The 23,810-nt window shown below is 34.0% G+C and carries 18 protein-coding genes, 3 tRNA genes and 1 pseudogene; 3 read left to right on the top strand and 19 right to left on the bottom strand.

The genetic code is table 11. The annotated features are described in order from the left end of the window. Positions 1–24: 24 nt before the first annotated feature. From RSC39_RS02435 to secE, 13 genes and pseudogenes are all read right to left on the bottom strand, one after another. Positions 25–534: a sugar O-acetyltransferase gene (locus RSC39_RS02435; RefSeq protein WP_332534858.1), complete on the bottom strand. Its 510-nt coding sequence runs from the start codon at positions 532–534 to the stop codon at positions 25–27. A gap of 16 nt (positions 535–550) precedes the next feature. Continuing rightward, the gene (locus RSC39_RS02440) at positions 551–1,618 is read right to left on the bottom strand and encodes a hypothetical protein (RefSeq protein WP_063281007.1); all 1,068 of its coding nucleotides are present in this window, start codon (positions 1,616–1,618) and stop codon (positions 551–553) included. A gap of 1 nt (position 1,619) precedes the next feature. Beyond that, entirely contained in the window at positions 1,620–2,693 is a 1,074-nt protein-coding gene (locus RSC39_RS02445) for a beta-1,6-galactofuranosyltransferase (RefSeq protein ID WP_332534862.1), read from the bottom strand. Beyond that, positions 2,674–3,462: an accessory Sec system protein Asp3 gene (gene asp3 / locus RSC39_RS02450; protein WP_196756653.1), complete on the bottom strand. Its 789-nt coding sequence runs from the start codon at positions 3,460–3,462 to the stop codon at positions 2,674–2,676. Before asp3 ends, RSC39_RS02445 begins: the two co-directional genes overlap by 20 nt. A gap of 1 nt (position 3,463) precedes the next feature. Next, positions 3,464–5,077: an accessory Sec system protein Asp2 gene (gene asp2, locus RSC39_RS02455; protein ID WP_332534865.1), complete on the bottom strand. Its 1,614-nt coding sequence runs from the start codon at positions 5,075–5,077 to the stop codon at positions 3,464–3,466. Then, positions 5,056–6,645 carry an accessory Sec system glycosyltransferase Asp1 gene (gene asp1, locus RSC39_RS02460; protein ID WP_063281011.1) on the bottom strand — a complete coding sequence of 530 codons (1,590 nt, stop codon included), beginning with the start codon at positions 6,643–6,645 and terminating at the stop codon, positions 5,056–5,058. Before asp1 ends, asp2 begins: the two co-directional genes overlap by 22 nt. Continuing rightward, positions 6,642–7,871, bottom strand: coding sequence for a preprotein translocase subunit SecY (locus tag RSC39_RS02465; protein WP_332534868.1), 1,230 nt, complete (start codon positions 7,869–7,871; stop codon positions 6,642–6,644). Before RSC39_RS02465 ends, asp1 begins: the two co-directional genes overlap by 4 nt. A gap of 23 nt (positions 7,872–7,894) precedes the next feature. Beyond that, positions 7,895–10,264 (bottom strand): annotated as a pseudogene (gene secA, locus RSC39_RS02470) (preprotein translocase subunit SecA). A 21-nt stretch (positions 10,265–10,285) separates the two neighbouring features. Beyond that, entirely contained in the window at positions 10,286–10,498 is a 213-nt protein-coding gene (locus RSC39_RS02475; RefSeq protein ID WP_155723343.1) for a hypothetical protein, read from the bottom strand. A 52-nt stretch (positions 10,499–10,550) separates the two neighbouring features. Then, positions 10,551–11,876, bottom strand: coding sequence for a hypothetical protein (locus RSC39_RS02480; protein ID WP_063281014.1), 1,326 nt, complete (start codon positions 11,874–11,876; stop codon positions 10,551–10,553). Beyond that, complete coding sequence (locus tag RSC39_RS02485) at positions 11,876–13,342, bottom strand: glycosyltransferase (protein WP_332534871.1); 1,467 nt, start codon at positions 13,340–13,342, stop codon at positions 11,876–11,878. The genes RSC39_RS02480 and RSC39_RS02485 overlap by 1 nt, the downstream gene beginning before the upstream one ends. Before the next feature lie 1,052 nt (positions 13,343–14,394). Then, positions 14,395–14,634, bottom strand: a complete 240-nt coding sequence (secG, locus tag RSC39_RS02490) for a preprotein translocase subunit SecG (RefSeq protein WP_063281016.1) — start codon at positions 14,632–14,634, stop codon at positions 14,395–14,397. Between the two features lie 198 nt (positions 14,635–14,832). Beyond that, positions 14,833–15,006: a preprotein translocase subunit SecE gene (gene secE / locus RSC39_RS02495; protein WP_063281017.1), complete on the bottom strand. Its 174-nt coding sequence runs from the start codon at positions 15,004–15,006 to the stop codon at positions 14,833–14,835. Between the two features lie 663 nt (positions 15,007–15,669). Here secE and RSC39_RS02500 point away from each other — a divergent pair. The 3 genes from RSC39_RS02500 (at position 15,670) to RSC39_RS02510 (ending at position 15,937) form a co-directional block, all read left to right on the top strand. Then, positions 15,670–15,759, top strand: a tRNA-Ser gene (locus tag RSC39_RS02500). A gap of 2 nt (positions 15,760–15,761) precedes the next feature. Then, positions 15,762–15,834: transfer RNA gene (locus RSC39_RS02505), tRNA-Asp, on the top strand. A 15-nt stretch (positions 15,835–15,849) separates the two neighbouring features. Beyond that, a tRNA-Ser gene (locus RSC39_RS02510) sits at positions 15,850–15,937 on the top strand. A 123-nt stretch (positions 15,938–16,060) separates the two neighbouring features. Here RSC39_RS02510 and mutY read toward each other — a convergent pair. The 6 genes from mutY to mnmA all read right to left on the bottom strand — a co-directional run bounded on the left by mutY (position 16,061) and on the right by mnmA (position 23,595). Further along, entirely contained in the window at positions 16,061–17,224 is a 1,164-nt protein-coding gene (mutY, locus tag RSC39_RS02515) for an A/G-specific adenine glycosylase (protein ID WP_332534875.1), read from the bottom strand. Positions 17,225–17,321: 97 nt separating this feature from the next. Further along, positions 17,322–19,331 carry an excinuclease ABC subunit UvrC gene (uvrC, locus tag RSC39_RS02520; RefSeq protein ID WP_332534877.1) on the bottom strand — a complete coding sequence of 670 codons (2,010 nt, stop codon included), beginning with the start codon at positions 19,329–19,331 and terminating at the stop codon, positions 17,322–17,324. Positions 19,332–19,427: 96 nt separating this feature from the next. Beyond that, positions 19,428–20,141 (bottom strand): nicotinamide riboside transporter PnuC, encoded by a 714-nt coding sequence (pnuC, locus tag RSC39_RS02525; RefSeq protein ID WP_021036969.1) that lies wholly within the window; start codon positions 20,139–20,141, stop codon positions 19,428–19,430. A 17-nt stretch (positions 20,142–20,158) separates the two neighbouring features. Beyond that, on the bottom strand, positions 20,159–20,875 hold the full coding sequence (locus RSC39_RS02530) for a nucleoside phosphorylase (RefSeq protein ID WP_063281605.1): 717 nt from the start codon (positions 20,873–20,875) through the stop codon (positions 20,159–20,161). A gap of 151 nt (positions 20,876–21,026) precedes the next feature. Continuing rightward, entirely contained in the window at positions 21,027–22,253 is a 1,227-nt protein-coding gene (gene rpsA / locus RSC39_RS02535) for a 30S ribosomal protein S1 (protein WP_003132594.1), read from the bottom strand. A gap of 211 nt (positions 22,254–22,464) precedes the next feature. Beyond that, positions 22,465–23,595, bottom strand: a complete 1,131-nt coding sequence (gene mnmA / locus RSC39_RS02540) for a tRNA 2-thiouridine(34) synthase MnmA (RefSeq protein ID WP_332535137.1) — start codon at positions 23,593–23,595, stop codon at positions 22,465–22,467. Positions 23,596–23,810: the final 215 nt, after the last annotated feature.

A 23,810-nucleotide genomic window follows, 5' to 3' on the forward strand; every position in this document is an offset into this window, starting at 1 on the left:
TTTTGTTAACCTTTCACAGTTTTCTCAAATATTTCGAATAATTTTTGCTGGATTACCAGCAGCCAGCACATTAGCTGGCAATGATTTGGTTACGACACTGCCGGAGCCAACAACCGTATTTGCTCCAATTGTAACTCCAGGATTGATAATGGTTCCTCCACCAATCCAAACGTTATCGCCCACATTCACAGGAGAGGCTATTACAAGCCCTCTTTCTAAACGCTCTTTTGGATCAACCGGATGGTTGACCGTATAAATTTGTACACGTGGCCCGAGCTTCACATCTTTACCAAAATTAATATCGCCTATATCCGAGAAAAGACAATCGGTATCCGCATAAAAATTTCCCGAGAAATGAATATTTGTTCCATAATCAACTTGAAAAGGAACATCAATATAAATATTTGCTTTTGTTTCTATATTAAGCAATACTCGCTCTTTAGAAATTATCTCTTCACGATTATAGGCACCAGTATTCAATAAACTTAACTGTTCTCGGTTCATTCTTCTCTTTTGCTCGTCTCGAATTGGCATTTTACCTCACCTCCTTTCAATTATTTATTTTTTTAACCAAGTCATCTTTAAAGCCCAATTCTAGCGCACGCATCATCGATATGAGGGCTCTTTTAATGAAGAATCCTTCCGAAACGGCTTCTTGCCAGAATCTCACATTATCTAACATTTTTTGATAGTCCTGTGCGGTCATCGAAGCCAAAATAGAATCAATTTGATTTAAATCATCTACCACCAATCCAATTCCTTGCTCTTTTACCATTTGAGCATGATAAGTTTTACTTGAAACAATGATTGGAAGACCAGCTGCTAAATACATTGACAACTTTGTTGGATTATTGAACTGATTATAATAAACAAAGTTCATATTTGATTTTTCTTTGAGATTTTCTGTGACAACCACACCAAATCCACCGTCCATAGTGGACACAATTTCATCACTTGGCTTTCTTCCTAACCATGTCACACTACCACTTTCTAAAACTCGTTTTTCAACATTTCTATCATAGATGTAAAGAGGAGTAGAACCATTGTAAGTGGTATCCACAATGTCTCGCCCACCAACATAATATAGTTTTTTTATAAATTTCTTTTCTTGTCTCGGACCATTGTACAAATAATCCCAAATATGCATTGGAATCATCGGAACCTCTACACCATCTTCTTGTAATTTATGTCCAGCCTTTTCATTAGCCACCATAATCAAATCAAATTTCTTGAGTTGATTGAGCCAAAAATCATTTTCTCGGTCATACTCCTCCTCCCCCTTGGTAAACATCCAAGTAGGGACATCATGGATTAAACAAACCATTCTGACAGATTCAACGCTTAGAATAGTGTCAAAAAACTCTGATTGAAAATTTAGGTGTGTCCACATCGGAAACTGTACCACAACTAAATCCCCAGGTTGAATAACTCCTAAAACAGCTTCACGAATATGGTGACGTCTTTCTCGATTATCACTGATATTAGTATATCCAGTAATATTTAGCTCCTGAAATCCTAGTTGTTTTGCTGAGTAAGCAACATTTTTACTCACAATTTGTATCGCATCATGTTGTTGATTGTAGTCTGAAGCATTAAGCCGTGTAATCCAATTAGTCATTTTATTTTTCCTCCTGAGTAATTAAATAATCTTTAAATCCAAGATTGACAAAACGAACTGCTTCTACCGCTGCTCCTTTGGCAAAAAATCCTGTCGAAACTGCTCGTTGCCAAGGTTTGATATTTTCAAGCATTTTGTAGTAGTCTTCCTCACTCACTGCATTAATCGCCTGATCAAGATCTGATAATTTGTCAATGACAAGACCAACTCCACGTTCCTTGATCCACTTTGCATGAGCCGTATTTGAAAGTGTAATAACTGGCAGTCCTGAAGCTAAATATAAAGATAACTTCATTGGGTTGTTGAACTCCCCATATCTGTGCATTCCTTTGTAACCACCATTTTGTGGATAATACAATAATCCAAATCCTCCATCTAATTGATGAGGAATATCATTACTATCCATGGGACCCAATAAACGAACATAATCAGGAAAATCTTTCACCATATTATTTGGACCAATAAAATTAATGGGCAGATTCGAAGGATACTCTTCGATCATTGCCGGGTCGATACCAGTTGCAACATAATAAATTTCTTTTTTGAAGTGCTTTTGAGCTAATGGTCCACTGTAAACAAAGTCAGATAAATACATGGGGATCATTGGAGAAGTGACCCCTCCCTCTTTTTGTAACCTTTTTGCCATTTTGGGATTTGCTGAAATGACGAGATCGTATTTATTAAGCATCCACAAAGAAGCATCCCCTGTGTAATCTCTCTCCCTATTATCTTGAAGCCACGAAACGATATCCCAAACCAGCGCTACAATCTTTGCCTGACGCTCTGATTTCAAATAGTTGATAAACTCTAATTCAAATTCTGTGTTATTTGTCCATAAGGGGTACTGCACAATGACTGTATCACCGGGTAATACACAGTTTAGTAACGCTTCCAGATATTCCTGTCTTGCTTCTTTTCCAACTTCACGCAATTTTGCTGAGTATATTCTTGGATAGTGTAATTTACGAAATCCAACATCACTAATCGATTGCGCTGCCATTTTATTAGCAATAATTCCTGACGCACGTCGTGAAACGTAGTCATTATCCTCAACTTCAGTAATCCAATTGGTCATTTTTTGTCTGCCTCCTAGTTATTTTTTTTGATATTAGACTCATCTCTATTTTTTTGATGATCTCTTTTGGTATTGAATAAAACTCTATTCCTGCCTCAATTGTTAATTCATAATCATTATGAACTTGAAAAGCAGTATCTAAGTCAGTTATTAACTTTTCTATATTTTTTCCATCAGTATAAACAAAAATTTGTTCATAATCTATATTTTGTTTTAATGAAACTGGTACAATACTTCTGGGTCCCCTATTCACTATCAAATGAGCTGCTTTATTTTGTGGGAGTTTCGCCTGTTTGACATGAACCCAATCATAATGTTTCCGGAAGTGTTTCTCAATAATCTTCTCTTCTCCGGATTCACTAATTGATAAGAAATCAAATAATAACCAGCGGTGTTTCAAATTAATTAAATTAATTTCATAAGAAACAGTCCCTTTAGGAACCTCAAAGTTAAAGCAAGTTTCAGTGCTACTATAAGAATTTATAATTTCTTTTTGAGTATCCAAAAATTTAATTTGTATTTGAACAGGCAAATCATTATCAGCTTTTAATTTAAAACTTAACTCATAATGTCTGCCCACTTGTAGCAAAGGAAGTGATGGAGCACTACCACTTAATACATAATCCGATTCAGAATTCCATGTACAAATCACTTGACCTGGTGAGAGTACCTCATTTGCATAATACACTGACTGGTTTTTAGAATAGCGAATTGTTGCCCCTCTAACATATACAGCTGATATATTTTGAGGCCAACGTACAATAAACAACTCACTCACCATCCTCACCTCTCAAATCTACTTCTTTGTCCTCTTCTTCGATGACCAAAGCCCTATTAAAATCCGAAATTAACATTTGCTGATATTGTTTATAAAACCAGCCTGTCACACCACGAGTATTATCGTTGTGTCGCCCCTCCAGTCCCTTGTGTAAGATCTTAGCTGTTGGATAAGCCTTCTTTAAATAATCAAAAATTCTCTTAAACGGCTTATCTGTGTCCTGTAACATATGAACAATAAAAAAAGCTGTTTCAGAAAAATTTGCAGATTCAAATTTCCCCCAAAATTCTTCATCCAATGCCTCAGCACTTTCATGAGTCAACTCTCCTGTTAAGTGTATGATCGTATCCATTGCTAAATCCCAACCATATGGGGCAAACATTCTTGAATTTACTGCTAAACCACCAATATTTGCTAAAGGTTTCCCTACAATAACCGCATGTGGTTCTAATTGTGAACCATAGTATAAAGCAGCATAGGTTCCCATTGACAAACCCGACAAAATTAATTCATTCTTTGAAAAACCTAGTAATTGTAGTTTCTCCTGAATAACCTTAATTAATTCTTCCTCTAATCCTGGCCCCCGGTAAAAAGAACCCCCTACTAAACGAGGATCATAAACCAAAATAAAAGGAGAACCTAAACTTCCCATCATCCAACGCCCTTCATAACCTTCTGAAGGTCTAAAACCCGAAAAATAAACATTGAGGGGTGGTTTTAAATCACCAGCATTAAAATAATAGCCCAGTTCTTCTCCCATATGATTCGGTTGCACTATACGTCTGCCCCCCATGGCTAAGAAGTTATCTCCCTCTAAACCATATCTTATATGGAGACTACCAATTTGGACTCTCCCATATCCTTTAACAAATAATCCAAAGTTGACTGGAAACTCAGAAAATCCTAAGTTAAAATAAACCTGCCCATCTTTAATTTGCTCTGGATAAATATCCACATATTGAACTTTTTGACTATTTCCATTATTTCTGTAATAAATACGCCAAAAGTAAGAAACTTGTCCTAGAGAACTCATTTCAGGATAAAAATTGACACGTCCTGAAGCTCCCCATTTATTTTTCCACAACATAACTTGTTGATAATCAGAACCAAAATCTCCATCAAGAATATACAATGCAGAACCTTTTTTAGTTACCGATCCTTCAAAATTTTCATTTATTTCAACCATACTATTGTCAATACTGGTTCCCCAGGGATTAACATAATTTTTCTTAATAAATTCAAAAAACGCTTCACCATTATCTGATAAATCAATTTGTTGTGCCCCTTTAATCAGCAAAACTCTCAGGTCAGCGTCACTCGCTCCATAAAGATCTTCATAGAAAATTTGATGACTTGGCAACTTTGAGAGATCAATTTGACTGAGGTGACTCATGGCCTCGTGACTTAGAATAAACAAACTAGTTGAATTATTGATTTGATCAGGAGTCATTGGCTGAATCTCCATCAAATCTTGCATCAAGTGATCAGTAATTTCAAGATGTTGGTAATTATAATCCTCAGTTATTGCTTCAGTACTTGCTAGTTTATCACCGCCAAGATGAAAAAGAAATTTTAATTTTTCCTTCACTTTAAGTACTCCTTCCATTCGATTATTAATCCATCCATACTATACTTTTGTATGATATCAACACTTTCCACTAAATTTTGATTCCATTTATCTGTATTACTCAAATAGCTGTCAGTAGCCCTAATCAACTGTTCATTATTTTGAAAAACTACTCCATTCTTCTCTTTGTTTAGATAAGGTGAGGCCTTTTTTGAAAGAATTGGTATCCCTGCGCTAAGCGCTAAAGAGTGACTATGAAACTGATTTTCATCTCGATAATCAATAAAAATTCTCATTTTAGTGAAATCCTGTCTTAATTCTTGAACACTTGGGAAATTTCTAAATGTGATACATGTAAAGAAGGCGTATGCTTCGAGGGCTTTACTAAATTCCAAATTTTGTTCTTCTTTTGCAATACTAAATAAATTATCCAATTCAGGCGTCATTTCTTCCTTTTCTAGCGCTTCATAATATTGTTTCACTAGTAGATAATCAGAAGATATTGTATCAACCCCTAAATTTTGACTAATAAAAGATTCAATAGTTCTTTGTACTTTTACTTGGTCCGCATTGTTTTGCATGTCAATTATTAAATATAAATCATTAATTTCAAGTTTCAATCGTAGGAAATCTAGTAATATTTTCTCACTTTGAACATCAAAGTGATTAATTTGCCAATAAATGGATTGTTCTAAATAGGTGTTACTTTTCCCTAATGTTAATGTGGTGGGATAAAGAGGCATATATCGTGTAACATTTTTTAAAGATTGATAAACAAGATCGTTTTCAATTCTCTTTTGAAGAGAGTGATTATCAGTAATAATCCTCTTCCCCTTTTCAATAAGAGTCCGATGTTTATCAATTTGATCTATGCACTGCCCTAATTCACCAGAAAAAACATAGAGAGCTGTCTCAGGAAAAGAGAAACCTTCCACTATATCCATCAACCAACTGCTAGTCCCATCAACAATAATCCGATCCTCAACAGAATTAAAGTTTGTTAAGGTAGTGTTCAATAACTCTATAAACAAATCTTTAAAAGTAGCATAAGTCTCTCTTGCGAAATAATTTTTGTAAGTTTCACCAATAAATACATAATCACTCCAATCTGTAAAGATTAGTTTCCCTCCCTCATCAAAAACTTGATTTTCAATCTGTTCTCCTGATGATGAAATTTTTTGTTTACTTAAAATATGTCCTTTTTCGGAGTAGACATGAATTTCATTCCCTAACTGAGAAGGATAGTGGACTTCCGATACAAAACCAAACTTATTAAAGAAAACTTCACCTTTGATAACACCATTTTCAGATAACAAAACATTTGTTCGTGTGAACGTTTTTTCCCAGTTTTGAGGAAAGTGTAAATCACTCAAATTAAGTGGAGCATGGGTTGCTGCAACTTGGTGAGCTACCGTATCTAATAAGTTAATAATCTTATTCGGATTATAAAACTCAAAACTATTTGCAAAATAACTTGAAAATGGCAATAATTTTGTATTAATAATTTTTGTCTCTACCTCACTTATATTAAATGTTTTAGTCACATTAAATATTGCATCTAATTCAAGCTGTTCTTCTCCTTGCCAGTCTGTTAAAAAATAAATCATCCAAAATTCCTCCGATTTGTGCCAAATAAGTCATAGTTATTTTTATAAAGCAGAAATCTTATATCCTGTTGCAAGTTATCATAAATCACCACCAAAACAAAAAACATTACGAAGTAGTTCGACATATTAGAAATTGATTGATGATTTGTTAAAAAGCCTACCAATAGTGGTACTGTTACAATCACTGGAAGAAATAAATTTCCAATTAATGCAATTCCCCAAACGCGTTTTGAAATATACCTTTTTGTATCTTCTCCCGGAGTAATTCCTAAAATATAATCACCAGATTCTTTTAAATTTTTAGCAATTTGGTCTGGCATGATATTAATAAAAGAAAATAAAATACCTAGCAAATATAAAATAATTCCGTACACCAAAATACCGCTTAAATTTGAAATATTAAATATTGATAATATCGCCTCATTTTTTATGTTAAACAACTTCATTACATAGTAAGGAAAAAAGGTTAACGTAGTTGCAAACATTAATGGCATTGATCCTGCAATCAATAGACGAAAGGCAATATAGGACTCTTTAGAATGTTTATCAAGACCTATTCGCTGAATATCAAAACGATATTCAGCAAGATAAATGGCTACTGTTATGGCAACAAATAATACACTGATGATTAAAAAAATAACAAGTCTATCAAAATGAGTGAGAACACTGTTATAGTTAGCACCTAAACCTCCCGCAAGACCTTTTATAATCCCTGGTAATAGTAAAATAAAAGGTCCCCCTAATCCGTAAATAACATTCAAACTTGCCAACCACGAAACAAGTAATGCTCCTACCACAAAACATAGGATAGTAAAAAGAAAGATATGAAACGTAGATAGGAAACTAATTTTGGAAGTAACTGCACTTCTGAGGTTAAACGCTAAAGGAATAGCCTGTAGGATAGACATAAAAAATATACCAACGATCTCTAATCGTCCCCGTTCCTCAAGAGAAAGCTGTGCTGATAAATCCCGATTCGCAAATAAAGTCACTGACATTAATATCGAAACCGTCATATAAGGACCAATCCCTAAAGCAAGCAATGTTGGACTTGATAGCACTCCACCAGTTGTTAATGACAACATTCTTTCAAGAGAAATTGTTCCCTCTGGTAGTCTAAAATTAATCGAGTAACCTGGAACTGGTATCCCTTGAGCAATATAAAAGAACAATATTACTGCAAGGGTAAAGATAGCTTTTTTGATTAATTCATTATATTTCTTCATATAAATAATTCTCCGTCTCTTATCTAAGGAAATTCAATATCAATTGAGCCATCTACTTGCACCTTTAATTCTGATAGTGAAATACTTCTAAAGATAGCTATAAAAATTTCATCTTCCATTTCAAAAAAACGACGACGTGCTTCCTTTCCAAACTCATTGAGTGGTTTGTGTTGTGCCATGGTACGTCCATCAACTAAACTTTTTAATTGTTGTAAATAATCTAACTGATCTATCCAGGCGCTATCAATTGCTCTTAAAATTACTACTTTTTTAAAATATCGTAATTGCCCTGAATCTTTGAAACGATTAAAGGATTGAGCAACTAAATTATTTGCAAGTTTGAATAAGAATTCATGAATTACTCTTGGATGATTCATTTGATCAATCTACTCCTCGATTTTTTTTAAAGGATAATCGCTCTTCATATTATTGAAAATAAAATCTGACACCGTCTGTACCGACAGTTCTTCGACGTTATTTACAAAGTTTGTAATTACTTGTTGAACAGACATAGAAATAATTTTTTCAAAATATCTCTCATCTTCTGACATTACTTTATTTCGTGCTACATAAATCCGATTCCTCTGGTCACTCAAAATTGTGTCAAATGCTAACGTATTTTTACGTGCTTTCATTTCTGAATTTCCTAATTTTTTCTGAGCTTTATCCATAGTTTTAGATAAGCGATAGCTGTGAATTTTATCGCTTGCTGCTCGCCTACCCTGTGAAATTTTATTTAAAAAATTCGCTCTTGCTTTACGAACCCAACGAGGCGAGTTCTCAATAATCACTTTATCTTCGAGTGAAACAAAGAATGCTGCCTCCCCAGGTTCTCCTTGCCTCCCTGCTCGTCCTCTTAGCTGATTATCAATTCGCTTATTATTCAGCCTCTCAGTTCCGATTACTTTCAGACCACCATTATTCCTTGCTTCTGTTGTAAGCTTAATATCTGTCCCACGGCCAGCCATAGAAGTAGCCAAAGTTACTGTTCTCGGACGTCCTGCATCATTAACAATTTGTTTCTCACGTACCGCTGTCCGAGCATTTAAGAGATTATGTGGAATTTTATTTTCTAATAAAACCAAAGAATATAAATCTGACATTGAAACTGATCCTGTTTCGATTAAAATCGGTCTATTTTCATCAATTCCTTTTTTGACCGCTTTTATTGACTCTTCAATCTTTGTTTGATTAGTTACATAAATCTTATCTGGTTTATCATCACGCTTTATTGGAAGATTAGTTGGGATTTCAACTACTCGTAAATGATAGGTTTCCATAAACTCTTTCTCATCTGTTTTGGCTGTTCCAGTCATTCCTGATAATCTTTTAAATTTTTTAAATAAGCTTTGATAACTTATAGCTCCTAAAGATTTTGTTTCATTACTAATTTCAACGCCTTCTTTACTCTCAATAGCTTGATGAATCCCACCTTGTAGTTTAACCCCTGGCATCGTTCGACCATTGACGAGATCTAATAATAAGACCTTCCCATCGATAACGACATAATCTTTCCCTTTTTTCTTCAAATAGTTTGCTTGAAGTGCCAAAACAATATGTCGATAGAAGTCAATATATTGTTTACTAAAAACATCTTCAATATCAAAATACTGTTTCAATTTTTCTAAACCAACTTGAGAAATCCAAACTCCACGTCTATCATCACTATATTCGTAATCTTCATCACCTAAACTCTTTACAAACCAATCGCAAATCTGATAATAATCAGATTGAACTTTTGGACTTCCAGAAATAACTAGTGCAGTTTGTGCGCCATCTAATAATACGGCATCAATTTCATCAACAATTGCAAAATTAAATTTAGATACCACTTGTTCTGCTAACTCAGAACCTAAGTTATCAAATAAATAATCAAATCCTAACTTTGAATGCGTTGTATAGATAATATCAGAAGTATAGAGACGTTTTTTTGCTTCAAAATCTTGCTCTTCAATACCAGCACCAATTCCAACGCTCATATTCAACCATTGAAAAACTTGTCCCATCTCTTGACCATCACGTTCGGCTAAATATTCATTGGAGGTTATAAGATAGTTTCCTTTTTCCCCCTCCAATGCTCGAGCGTATAAAGGCATTGTTGCTACAAGAGTCTTACCTTCGCCTGTTTTAATTTCAGCAATATTTCCAAAAAAGAGTGCAAGTCCACCTAATACTTGGACATAGTAAGGCTCTAAACCAAGAACACGTTTATTTGCCTCTATAACGACTGCAAACGCATGAGGGAGTATTTCAACCAAAGTTTTGCCTTCAGAAAGTAATTTTCGAAAAACTTCAGTTTGCCCTTTTAAAGCTTCATCTGACATCTCACGATATCTAGGTAATACACGATAGATTTTCTTAGCCAATCTTTGATATTTTCGCATTTTCAACATTCTTTGATACTGTCCTAACTTTTATTGTGATATGAAAAACTTAAGAGCTGTAAATCCACTACTTGCTAAAGCAGCCAACGTTGCAGTTATCATGATGAAAAAATAGACCGGTCTAAAGTAGAGTATTATTGGCATTCTTTCCTTTTTCTCCACCTCATGATTCAATAATTCTCTTTCTTCCTCAAATCCTGACTCAATTCTTTCTTTTAAAAAATTTTTTTGCATAAGTTTCATTCCTTTCAATTCTCAAATATATTCCTATGAAAACTCTATAATCTGAACTAAATTATTGAAGGTTTAAAATTGTTTTATACTCATGAATCGTCGAGAGTTGCCCATTTTTCTCAACCATCTTCGTAAGTAATTTTTGCCAATTTGTACGATCACTCAAAATATAAGATAAATGATTACATATCTCACGGGTGTCCTCAAAAATCAAACTATTTTCTCCTTGCTGTGCAACTTCTTTATTAGAAAAAATAATCATTTGTTGTTGATAAGCACGTTTCAAAATATCCCCAACTTTAATCCCGTGATTAATGTCTAAATAAATATCTGCCTTCTCTAGTTCAACATTTAATCTCTCTTCATTAATCGATGGAATCAATTTAATATTATTAAATTCTTCCTCCATGTGAAGTAATTTAGTACTCATATTTGTGTAAGCAGCAACGGTGATATTAAGTTCTGGTAAATTCTGGAGGATATCTTGTAGTCCATGAATATTATCACTGTTTGTTAGTATAAATGCACTTTTTCTAAAATGATTTTCTCTAGTGAATTCACCGATATTTGACAAATAATTCAACTTGACTTTTGTTGTAGGAAAGTCTTTTTTGACATGAATTAATTGATTTTCTTTCATGAAGATAATTTGATTTAAAGCTTCAGCTTTTTCTAACTCATTCTTCATATTACCAGGAACATCTTTTCCTAAATTTTCTTGCCAGAATAATGTTGTCTTATTTCCCATATTTAATGCTCGACTTATAAATAATGGAAACGATAATGAATTAATATAACTTTCAGACACCTTAATTTGTGCCACCTTAAGAAAATAAAGGAAAAATTGTGTAAGATTTTCAAAATGATGAATCATTGAATTTCGATGTAATCGAATTGTACGATGAGTCAAATCTTCAATTATCACAGCTCTGCCATCCACATCATAATATTCTGTTCTATATGGGCCAACTGTACTGAAATAAGTAGAAGCATAATGGTGTCCCGCTAAATTATATCGATCCTTCTTCACAACAACTTTAGAATTTTCTTGTGAAAACCAATCAACCGTATCTACTAGACGGTAACCCTTCTTTCGATAATTAATTTTCCCAACTGCTTTTTTAAGGTATTCAATGCTGGCACTTTCCCCATCACTATGGCGAATATCATACCAATCGGGAACTGCTACTTGATCAAAAAATAGTCCATCTTGTCTTTCAACCTTTTCATGACAATTTGTAAAAAATGTGAAAGGACTCATTGCGCCAACAGGTAATTCTCCATCATAGTGAACAAATAAATTTTTTCGAGTTATTCCTGCTGTAATTAGAGATTGCAATAATTTTTTCGTATTTTCATTATATTGATCAAAAATGCTAACTTTCATTAAGAATTTCCTTCTTTTTCTAATAATTTTTGCCACTTTTTAGTAACATTCTGCTTAAGATATGGTTTGGCTTTTTTTCTTGATACAGCCCGTCCTGCTTGATCTAACTTTTTATCATAAAATGAGATAATCGCTTTATTAAGAACCTCGGGCATGGCTTTTAAGTCGCCTTTTTCAAATAGAATCCCATTCTTGCCATTTTCAATAAATTCACGGTTCCCATATTCAACATCAACACCAATTAATGGTAAAGCTTCCCCCATTGCTTCAAGCAATGATAGACCAAATCCCTCAGATGTTGATGCTGAAACGTATCCACTATAATTACTGTATATTTTTTTCAAATCTTTATGACCACATAATTTAATAAAACTCTCAGCTTCTAATTTTTGAATAATTTCTTCTAATTTATTCCGTTCCGCTCCTTCACCGTATACATCTAAAGTTAGTCTGGGAAGGACTTCTCTAGCAGCAGCAACGGCCTTGATTAATATATCGATATGTTTTTCAGTGGCCAATCGACTGGCTGTTATCAAACTATACGGCTTATACGTCCTTTTGCGATTAATGGCTTCTATGTAACCAACTGGAATTGTCTTTATCATTGTTTTTTTTCTTAACTGCTGACTTAAAATTTGATTTTGTCGCTCAGTAGCAACAATGATTGCTTCGAAAGCATCCGCATGTTCAAATATATACTCATAATTATTATTCCAAAGAATGTGGTCACCTTCAGAAAGGTTTTCATTATAATGTTCGGCATGGACAACAGAAAAGAGCCTAACTTGATGAACTAATAAAGGAACAATTCCTTCAACAACGTCTAGAGGTCGATCGATAATCACCGCATCTTCTTGTTGTAATTCAAGTTTATTGAAAAAATACTGGTAAAAAGCCATTTTCCCATACAAAATTTGATTATCAATAAAGGTGACTGTTATTTCTTTATTTGAATAAAATTGTTCATAGCTTTTATTGCCTTCTAAATCAAAAAAAGTTCGTTTAACTAATTTTCCCTGGTGATATTCTTCAACATTATTAAGTGTTTTATCATAGTGACTAACACTAACTAATGAACCATTTACAAAATAGTCTACTCTATCAACAAGATTTAATTCTAAAAGCCAAATTTTATAACGCTGTGTATTAGAAACCTTAATTTCAATGCTTGTTTCATTTTGAGTTAGCACTTCAACTTGTTCTTCTAATTCCTCTAAAAATTTCTCCACTGTAAATGATGACTCTTCAGCTGAACGATGACTTAAAAAGTTATAAATCCAAATAATTTGTTCTTTCTGATACCCTAATAAATTAGAATAAACAGTAATGTTCTTTGATAAGTAATTTAAAAAAATATACTTATCATCAATATCTAAATCCTCGAATAGTTCTTTCCGATACTTTTGTGCATACTCTACACCACTGGAGGCATAACCAATTCCTTTATTAACACTGTAGACTTTCATATTTAGTTTGTGAATACTCCTTATTTATATATTTAAGATTTTTTGTTAATAAAGGGAACCTCATAACCCTTTAAACCACCTTATGGTAAACATTTTTTATTTTTTGCAAATAAGAGATAGGTTTTAAATAAAAATAGCTATCTTTTTTATTTAAAACCGATGTATTTATGAAGCAAACCATTTTGTAAAATATTACGTTCAGGCTTAATAATGTGTAAAAAAATAGTTATTTAAAGAAATTTCCTTATTTTTTTTCTTAAGCATGTCCTATTTCACTACATCTTCCTTTATATTGCATTCTATAAAGAAAATAATTGATTACTTATAAAACTCTATGTCTACGAAAAATTGTAATTTTTCGTAGACTTATTATGCTAAAATTTCGTTATTTTTTTATAAAAAATCGATTATTTATAGCTCCAATTTTTGGAAAATCGCTTAAGTATAATATCTGAATACTCTTAAAATAAAAACTTATCAATCTTTTTTTTTTTTACTCTTAAATTTTTTGAATGATAAAACTTTCATATCGCGGGTACAAAATATACAAAATATAAAAATTATACTGAATTTTTTTAAAATAGATGTGATAAACTTATATTAATAATTGCGAAACCTTACGTAGGACTTGAAATCTTTTTTTAAGTATTTGAAAGCAAATTTTCACAACTGATAGAACTTTTCAGCTTTCCCAAAGAACTTATCATTCTAAAATTTTAGATTTCTTTCTTACTAACATAGGTTAATAGATATAGGGAAATTTCCAAATAAAAAAACTTCAAAATTACCATTTGAAGTTTTTTTATATTTGGCATAAAATTAATTAAGCAACATTTGCTAGATAGTTCATCGAATACAAAGATCACAACTTTAAATTAATTTTTATAAGTGTTTCTGCTATTCTTTTATTTAATAACTGATTAATTTATTAATCTATAAAACAAAGGCATATTAACTATTTAGTTCTCTTGTCCATTTCAAGCTAAATTACGAAGAGATAAAAAACTTGCCTACCGCAAGTTTTTTATCTTTAAATTAATAATATAATAACTTTAATGACTACCCAAATACATTAAAATAATTCCCAAAATAAGCCATACTCCTCCCAAAACTGCTGTAGTATATTGTAAAATAAGACTAAATCCTCTAAGTTTTTGTTTTTCAAAAAGGGCACTACTTTGGTCTGAAGACAAAAGCGATAAAGCATCTTGTTGTTTAGAGGGTTGCAATAAAACAAGCATAATAATTATCAAACTAACAACTATTAGCATATAAATTAAAGTACTGTACATGTATAAATGCTCCTGTAAAAACTTTCTATTAATAAGTTCGAAAATATTAAATAAGAATTATCCAATTTTTGAATATATTCTTTTGCGATAACTTAAACAGAAATAGGCTTAGTATCAGAATTTTTCTGTTTAAAAATTAGTCCAATGTTGGAAGAATAAAATATTTTAAGCTATAAACTTGATGATTCTAAACTTCCTTTACCTCATTAAGTGAATAAAGCTTTGTTGTAGTAACCAATTAATTCCACCTAAAAAAATTAAAAGAACAATAGAAATTATAATTACTGTCGCTGTTTCTTTTAATATTTGTGGGATTGATAACCAAGTGATTTTTTTTAATTCTTTTTCAATATTTTTTGAATACATTCTCATGAAATTTTTCTCCTTTTTCTCATCCTAAGGATGCACTTTCTTCATGGTAATCAGCTTATCCTAGATTCACAAAGAAGGTTGATAACAGAATCGTTAGTAGGACATTGAATGATCTCTTAGCAATCTATTAATTTTATTTCAAACTCATAACTAATTACGTCAGTAACTAAAATACACTCGATATTTATATATTATACAAACATGTCATACTGATGTCAAGGAATTATGACATAAGATAAGTATTGAATGATTCTAATTCATCACGAAAATCGTCGGGGGAGTGGAATATTTGAGGAAAATTAATTAACCTTTCTTATGGACAAAAATCATTTCTGAATAATCATTTTTTTATTTTGTTTAATCTTTCTCTAACGCTCAATAGATTAAGCTCCTTCTGAATAATAACAGTAATTACAAAAATCATCTGCTTAAATTCCTGATAGTCCTGGTAGTACGAGATTTGATAATGCGCTCACTAGTGATTCACTTAAGAATAAAAAATTAAGTTCTGATATTAAATTTATCTGTGCTTACTTATAAATCAAGATCTATTTATATTTCTATCTTATTTAATACTTTATTGTATTAATATAAGTACTACTTTAAAGTTACTTTTATCTTGACTTTATTTTTCAATAATGTTAATATTGTTTTATTGATTACGGAGGATTACCCAAGTTTGGCTGAAGGGAACGGTCTTGAAAACCGTCAGGCGTGTAAAATCGTGCGTGGGTTCGAATCCCACATCCTCCTTTGGTCCCGTAGTGTAGCGGTTATCACGTCGCCCTGTCACGGCGAAGATCGCGGGTTCGATTCCCGTCGGGACCGTTTTTTTGATGTTTTGGGGAGTTACTCAAGAGGCTTAAGAGGACGGTTTGCTAAATCGTTAGGTCGGGAAACCGGTGCGAGGGTTCGAATCCCTTACTCCCCTTTGTACTAAGATATTGATGTCTTTTTTAACATATTATTTTTCTGCTTAGTACAAAAAAACATTGGTTAGCGTTTCCAATGTTTTTTTTAGATAATAAGTAAACTCTATTTCCCATCAACTTTTTCAAAAATTCAACCTATCCAAAATATCAAACATTTTTACTTGGGGGCCAGCAAGCGGTATTTGCTCGTGGCTTTTTTTATTATCTGAAAATCCTAAACTTTTATTATATTCTGTCAAATTTTTCGGATCATAATGAACCCAGATTTTATCTTCTGACAAAAATTTGTCAGCAATTTCAAATCTTTCTTCTGATTTTAATTTAATAAGGACAATATGCCACTTTTGATGAGAAAATACATGTGTAAAATTGTCTACATATTCCATTTTGGAAATACTTTCAGGAAGTTCTGGCATGATAATATTTTTACTGACCGCTCCGTCAGTAATTATTTTTTCAAAGTCTACTGATGATAATTCTGTCAGTGGAAATGTCCACATATCAGCTAACAAGCCTTTCGATGGTCGTTTCTCCAAATAGTATTCACCTAGAGAATTCTCTAATGCGAAGGCAGTATAATACAGCTCTTTTTGTTTGAGCTTTTTTGTTTTTACTGGGTAGTTCAACTGTTTTCCATCAGCTGCTGCCGCACAGTATTTATTCAGCGGACAGGTTTCACATTTCGGCTTCTTTGGGCTACACACAAGTGAACCTAAATCCATTAGTCCTTGATTAAAATCACCAGGTCTTTTTTTACTGATGAGTTTCCGCAAATGCTCATCAAATATTTTTCGTGAACTACTTTTTGAAATATCACACTCTAATTCAAAAATTCTACTTGTCACACGCATCAAATTTCCATCGATAGCTGGTTCAGCCAAATCAAAGGAAATAGATGCAATAGCCGCTGCTGTATAAGGACCAATTCCTTTGAGGGATAGAATCTCTTTCAAATTATCTGGAAATTTTCCATTATATTCATTCACAATCTCTTGGGCTGCAATTTTTAAGTTTCGAGCTCGTGAATAATAACCCAAACCTTCCCAAAGTTTTAATAACTCTGTATCATCAGCTTGAGCTAATGATTCAACTGTAGGGTACTTGTTCATGAAGCGTTCAAAATAGGGGATGACCGTTTCCACTTGCGTTTGCTGCGACATAATTTCTGAAATCCAGATTTTATAAGGTTCGGTCGTTTGTCGCCAAGGTAATGGTTTTTTATTAGCATCATACCAAGAAAGTAAATCTTTTTGAAATTCTTTTATTTTATTTTTAGACCAGTCCATCAATTCTCCATTTACATTTTCGATATGCTTCAAGCACTCTTCTTTGTTTTACTGACAAGATAAAAGAACTGACAGTTTTTACTGACAATCCTTTTGCTTATGACTTTTCACTTTTTAAAAGAGGAACATTATCTTTGATGGATTCCCAATTTTCATCGCTTTTATGAGGAGCAGACAAAGTGTTTTTGACACGCTCGGCAACTTCATAAGGAACTCCTGCCTCAGCAACTTCTTCAACCGTCGCTTCTTCAATCGCTTTTAAATTTTTAAAAGTTGTCAGCAATTTTTGCTTCCGTTTTGGTCCTAATCCAACAATTCCATCCAACTTACTTGAAAATGTATTTTTCCCACGTAGTTGTCTATGAAAGGTAATCGCAAAGCGGTGAACTTCATCTTGAATTCTGGTCAGTAAAAAGAATTCTTGAGATTGTCTTGATAGGGGGACAACCTCTAGTAGATCACCAAAAAGTAACTCTGATGTTTGGTGCTTATCATTTTTTTGCATCCCCGCTACAGGAATAGCTAAACCAAGTTCTCGCAAAACTTCTTTAGCAATATTAACTTGACCTGCCCCCCCATCCATTGCAATCAAATCAGGAAGAGCAGTTTCTTCTTTGAGCGCTCGCGAATAACGTCTGGTCATCACTTCGCGCATTGAGGCGTAATCGTCAGCTCCAACTACTGTTTTAATTTTATACTTCCGATAATCTTTTTTTGACGGTTTTCCATCAATAAATACGACCATCGCAGACACTGGTGAAGTTCCCATGATATTTGAATTATCAAAAGACTCTATTCTAACCGGTTTTGGTATTCCTAAAATTTTCCCTAAATTTTCAACTGCTTTAGTAGTTTTTAAAATGTCACGTTCAGCCACATCGAATTTCAGCTGTAATTGAGTCTGAGCATTCTTGGTCGCCATATTAACCAATTGTTTTTTCTCCCCACGACTTGGTTGGATAATCTGTGTTTTAGCTAAAAGTGAAGACAAACGTTTCTCTGATGATAATTCTTTATCTAGTTTGACAATTGATTGCTCAACATCTTTTTGGTCAGAAAATTTAAGCGTTTTTGCCGTAAAGACTTTAGCATCTACTGCTTTAGCTTGCGCTTTTGTCAGCAAATTTCCTTCTTGACTAGCGGCAACTACTGCTTCTACAGAATCCTTATCAATATCTTGAGGAATAAAAATCTCTCTTGGCATCATATGATTATTATCTTGATAAAACTGACCAATATAAGTCAAGAAATCTTCTTCGGCATCATTGTAATATGGAAATAGATTAACATCTCGTTGAATCAGTTTCCCTTGACGCACGAAAAAGACTTGAACACACATCCATCCCTTATCAACGTAATAGCCAAATACATCTCGGTCTTTCAAGTCCTGATTCATTACCCGCTGTTTCGTTCTTAAAGTTCCAATCGCCTTAATCACATCACGATATTCGGCAGCTTGCTCAAATTCCATATTATCTGAAGCACTTATCATTTTTCCTTCAAGTTCTTTAACAATTTTTTTATCTGAACCTGTTAGAAATTCTTTAACTTCCTGAGTCATGTCCTTATATACTTGTGGGTCAACGTGATTAACAACCGGACATAAACACTGATGGATATGAAAATAGAAGCAGACTTTTTTCTCGTGCAATCCGCATTTTCTAAAAGGAAAAATTCGGTCTAAAAGTCGTTTAACCTCATTAGCAGCCTTAACATCTGGATAAGGTCCAAAATAAGTCGCCCCGTCTTTTTGAACTTTACGTACAACTAACAGGCGAGGATATTTTTCATTTGTTATTTTCAAAAAAGGATAATATTTATCATCCTTAAGCATGATATTATATTTTGGCTTGTAACGTTGAATAAGATTTATTTCTAAAACCAGAGATTCAATATTAGAACCTACAACAATCCATTCCAAATCTTCAATTTCGGAAACCAATAATTCTGTCTTTGTATTATGAGAACCATGAAAATAAGAGCGCACTCGGTTTTTCAGATTCTTTGCCTTTCCGACATAAATAATAGTCCCATTTTTATCTTTATGTAAATAACAGCCAGGGCTATCAGGCAATAGCTCCAACTTCGCTTTTATCGTTTGATTCATAATGTTTATTATAGCAAAAAAATGTAGGAGCTGCTCTCCTTTTGGATGTTAATAAGAACAAAAAAACACCCTAAATCCTTAGGGTATTTTGACTAATCATTTCGTACCACCTTCATTATCCGCTTCCCCGCTTGCCCAAACCCGATTTGCATAGATGGCATTGAAGAGTAAGGCTCCTTGCAGAGCAACTTGTGATAAATACATTCCCAATTGGCCTTGAGTATTTACGTCCATTATAAATTGTATTGTCAATATTGACCAATAGACCACGGCAGCAGTATTAACCACAATCCAGAGTGACCAATTTTCTTTATATTTCAAAATGTATAATACTTGCGCGATAAGTGGGATAATCAGATTTAAGGAGTCAAAATAAGGAAGTTGGCCATTTAAAAAAGCATCAATAACCCAAACGATTAGCCAAGCAATAAAAGCTCCTAAAAATATCAGTCGACGAGTTTTTGGTTTAAATTCATGAATAGCATCATCTTGTCCCCAAAAAAACCAACCAACAGGTTGAGATAAAATATAAAAAATTCCCATTACAAAACTCATCCATGAATGGGTCTGATAAGCTATTAAAGTCATCGCTATAGTCTGTATCAATCCAAACGCAAAATTAATTTTACGTCCTTTCATTCCATAAATGAGACAAAGCACTCCAAAGACACCCGAAATCATCCCAATGAAGGAATCCGGAGCAATAATATAAACAATGATTTGTAATAACAATAAAATAGCGATATATGTGATTTCAAACTTTTTCCAATTTGCAAAAAGTTGTTTAAAAAGCCATGATTCTTTTGTCATTTCTTCTCCTTTTTAAATTACTTATTTAAAACTTCTAAAGCAATTTCAATTGTTCGTTTTTCACCTTCAATGACCCTATCAGCCCCTGAAACTAAATCATTTACCCCAGCTTGTAAATCTTCTTTATAAGCTACAACGTTGTTTAAAATAGATAAAGTTTCGATTCCTCGCAGGCGTCCAACAGTAAATAAGGCTCCAGACTCCATATCCTCACCAATAAGTCCAAAATTTGACCAATATTCCTGTGTCTGCTCATTATTATCCATATAAAAACCGTCATGCGAACGAATAATTCCATAAATGGCCTCAGGTGCAATTTCTTTTGCTTTTGCTAGCAAAGTACTAGAGGGAGCTGCCGGATATTGTTCTGGAACATACATCTTTGTCAGACCATCGTCACGCACTGCTCCTTCTCCAATAATTGGACTTCCTAAACCAATCCCCAACTGCAAAGCTCCAGCAGAGCCTACTCTTATAATTCTCTTAACTCCAATATTATGAAGTTCTTCAATGGCAATAGCAGCTGACGGCGCCCCAACTCCTGTAGACAGAACTAAGACTTCTTTGTTTTTATAGGTACCACGAAGTGAACGAAATTCACGGTTATATTTTAATTCTCTGAATTCCGTCAAAAATTTTGCCACTTGGTCTACCCGCGCTGGATCACCTACAATAATTGCATCTTCTACTGCATCAGTTTTCTTTAATTGGATGTGTGCTTGTAACTCTTCCATTAGTCACTCCTTCATTTCATAAAGGTTTATTTGATTTGTTTGAAACAATTAAATTATAGCAAATATTTTAAACAATTTAAAGTTAATTTGATTAATTTTAATGACAAAAAAAGACCCACTGGGTCTTTTAGAGGATATTTTTGAATTTTTCTTACAAATCGTTAATATCGAAGTCTTCACCAAGGAAATCAGCAAGTGAGAAGCCTTCTTGTGTTTCAGGCAAATCGTATGAAGGTTTAGCTGCTTTACGTGGTGCGCGTGGTTTGCGGTCACGTTTTTCACCGTCGTTGTCGTTGTTACGAGCTGGACGAGCAGGAGCTTCTTCAAGCGCTTTGATTGAAAGTGAGATACGTTCTTCAGCAGGTTTCACGTCAAGAACTTTTACGTTCACAACTTGACCAACTTTAAGAACATCTTTTGGATTTTCAACACGTTCCCATGAAATTTGTGAAACGTGAACAAGTCCTTCAACACCTGGATAAAGTTCAACAAAGGCACCGAAGTCTGTCAAACGTTTAACAGTTCCTTCAACAGTTGAGCCAACTGGTGCTTTTTCTTCAACTTGTTCCCATGGTCCAGGTTGTGTAGCTTTAAGCGAAAGTGAAAGACGTCCAGCTTCTGGATCGAGTTTCAAAATCTTAACGTTAACAACGTCACCAGGTTTAACTGCATCTGATGGACGTTTGATACGGCTGTGTGAAAGTTCAGAAACGTGAACCAAGCCATCAATACCACCAAGGTCAACGAAAGCACCGAAGTTAGTTACGCGTGAAACTGTACCTTCAACGATGTCGCCTTCTTGAAGTTGCGCAAAAGCTTCTTTACGCATTTCGATTGCTTCAGCTTCAACAACTGCACGACGGCTAAGGATAAAGCGGTTTTCAGAAGCGTTAACTTCGATAATTTTAGCTTCAATTTCTTCACCGACAAATTTCTTAGTGTCTTTCACAAAGTAAGTATCAATCATAGATGCTGGGATAAATCCACGAACACCGTTATAGTCTACTGAAAGTCCGCCTTTAACGTCCTTAGTAACTTTAACTGTTACGATTTCGCCTTCTTTGCCTTCCAATTGAGTCCAAGCTTTACGAGCTTCAAGACGTTTCAATGAAAGGAGATATACGTTAGCACCTTCAGCTTCTTTACCGACGATTTGTTTGATGACAAGCAAATCAAGAACATCACCAGGTTTAACGAATGTATTGATATCAGCATCTTTATCGTTAGTGATCTCGCGAAGTGTAAGGACACCCTCAACACCAGTTCCTACGATGGCAACAGTTGCTTGCCCGTTTTCAACTGAAAGGATTTCGCCCTTAACGACGTCACGTACTTTAACGTCTTCAACGCTGTTTAATAGTGTTTCAAATTCATTCATTTGTAAAAAAAATTCCTCCAACAATTTGGCTGGTACACAGCCTTACAAAACATTATACCATAAAAAATCGCTTAGGGAAAGCATTTTTCTTGATTTATATTAAAAAAGTTGTAAGTATTTTATTATATACAAAAATATTATCATCAATATATGAAAACCGTTTCTTTTTTTATTCAAAAAAAACCTGTCAAAACTTTGGCAGGTCGGTATTTTATTGATATTGCATCACTTTTTGTTCTTTGTAAGCGACGTCAATCATTGCTCCACCAAGGCATTCTTCTCCATCATAGAAAACAACTGCTTGTCCAGGGGTGATTGCGCGAACAGGTTCGTCGAAATCAACAGTTACTTTATCACCATTGACATGAATCGTAACACCTGTGTCTTCTTGACGATAACGGAATTTCGCTGTGCAGTGAAGGTCAAAAGTTTCTGGCATTTCTCTGGTAAAGCTCAAATCGCTTGCATCAAGACTTGTTGAATAAAGATGTTCATGGTGGAAACCTTGTCCAACATAAAGGGTATTGGTAGTCAAGTCTTTACCAACAACAAACCATGGGTCACTTGTTAATTGACCGTGTTGTCCACCGATACCAAGACCACCACGTTGACCGATAGTATAGTACATCAAACCGGCGTGGTTTCCCATTTCGATACCGTCAAGTGTCATCATTTTACCTGGTTGAGCTGGTAAATATTCTCCAAGGAACTTTTTGAAATTCTTTTCACCAATGAAGCAAATCCCTGTTGAATCTTTTTTCTTGGCAGTCGCAAGTCCTGCTTTTTCAGCAATTCTACGAACTTCTGGTTTTTCCAGATGACCTAAAGGAAACATTGTTTTTTTGAGTTGTTCTTGGGTCAATTGACTTAAGAAATAGGTTTGGTCTTTATTATTGTCTGCTCCACGTAACATATGAACAGTTCCATCTTCATCAGTACGAACTTGTGCATAGTGACCTGTTGCGACATAGTCTGCTCCAAGTTCCATGGCATAATCTAGGAAAGCTTTAAATTTAATTTCCTTATTACACATGACATCAGGATTAGGGGTACGTCCAGCACGATATTCGGCAAGGAAGTATTCAAAAACACGGTCCCAGTATTCTTTTTCAAAGTTTACTGAATAATAGGGAACACCAATTTGGTCTGCGACTGCAGCGACATCTTTGTAGTCTTCAGTGGCCGTACAGACCCCATTCTCGTCAGTATCATCCCAGTTTTTCATGAAGACGCCAATGACATCATAGCCTTGTTCTTTAAGAAGCAATGCTGTGACCGAGCTATCTACACCACCAGACATTCCGACGACGACACGTGTTTGAGCTGGACTTTTACCAGACATAAGTTGAGTATTTGTGTTATCCATTAATTTTTCACCATCTCTTTCTATTTTGATTTTGAAATGACAAAAATCTTACTGACAGCTTTATCTTAGAATAGGCCTTGACGCTTCAGCGTTTATAGATATCCTAGTCGTTTCGTCAGTAAATTTTTTCTTTTCAAGTTAGACAAAATATCAGTTGAAGGCTGACTTTTGTAAATGTTACAGTTGAAGGC

The sequence above is a fragment of the Lactococcus sp. genome (genome assembly GCF_036648155.1).
GTDB lineage: Bacteria > Bacillota > Bacilli > Lactobacillales > Streptococcaceae > Lactococcus > Lactococcus cremoris.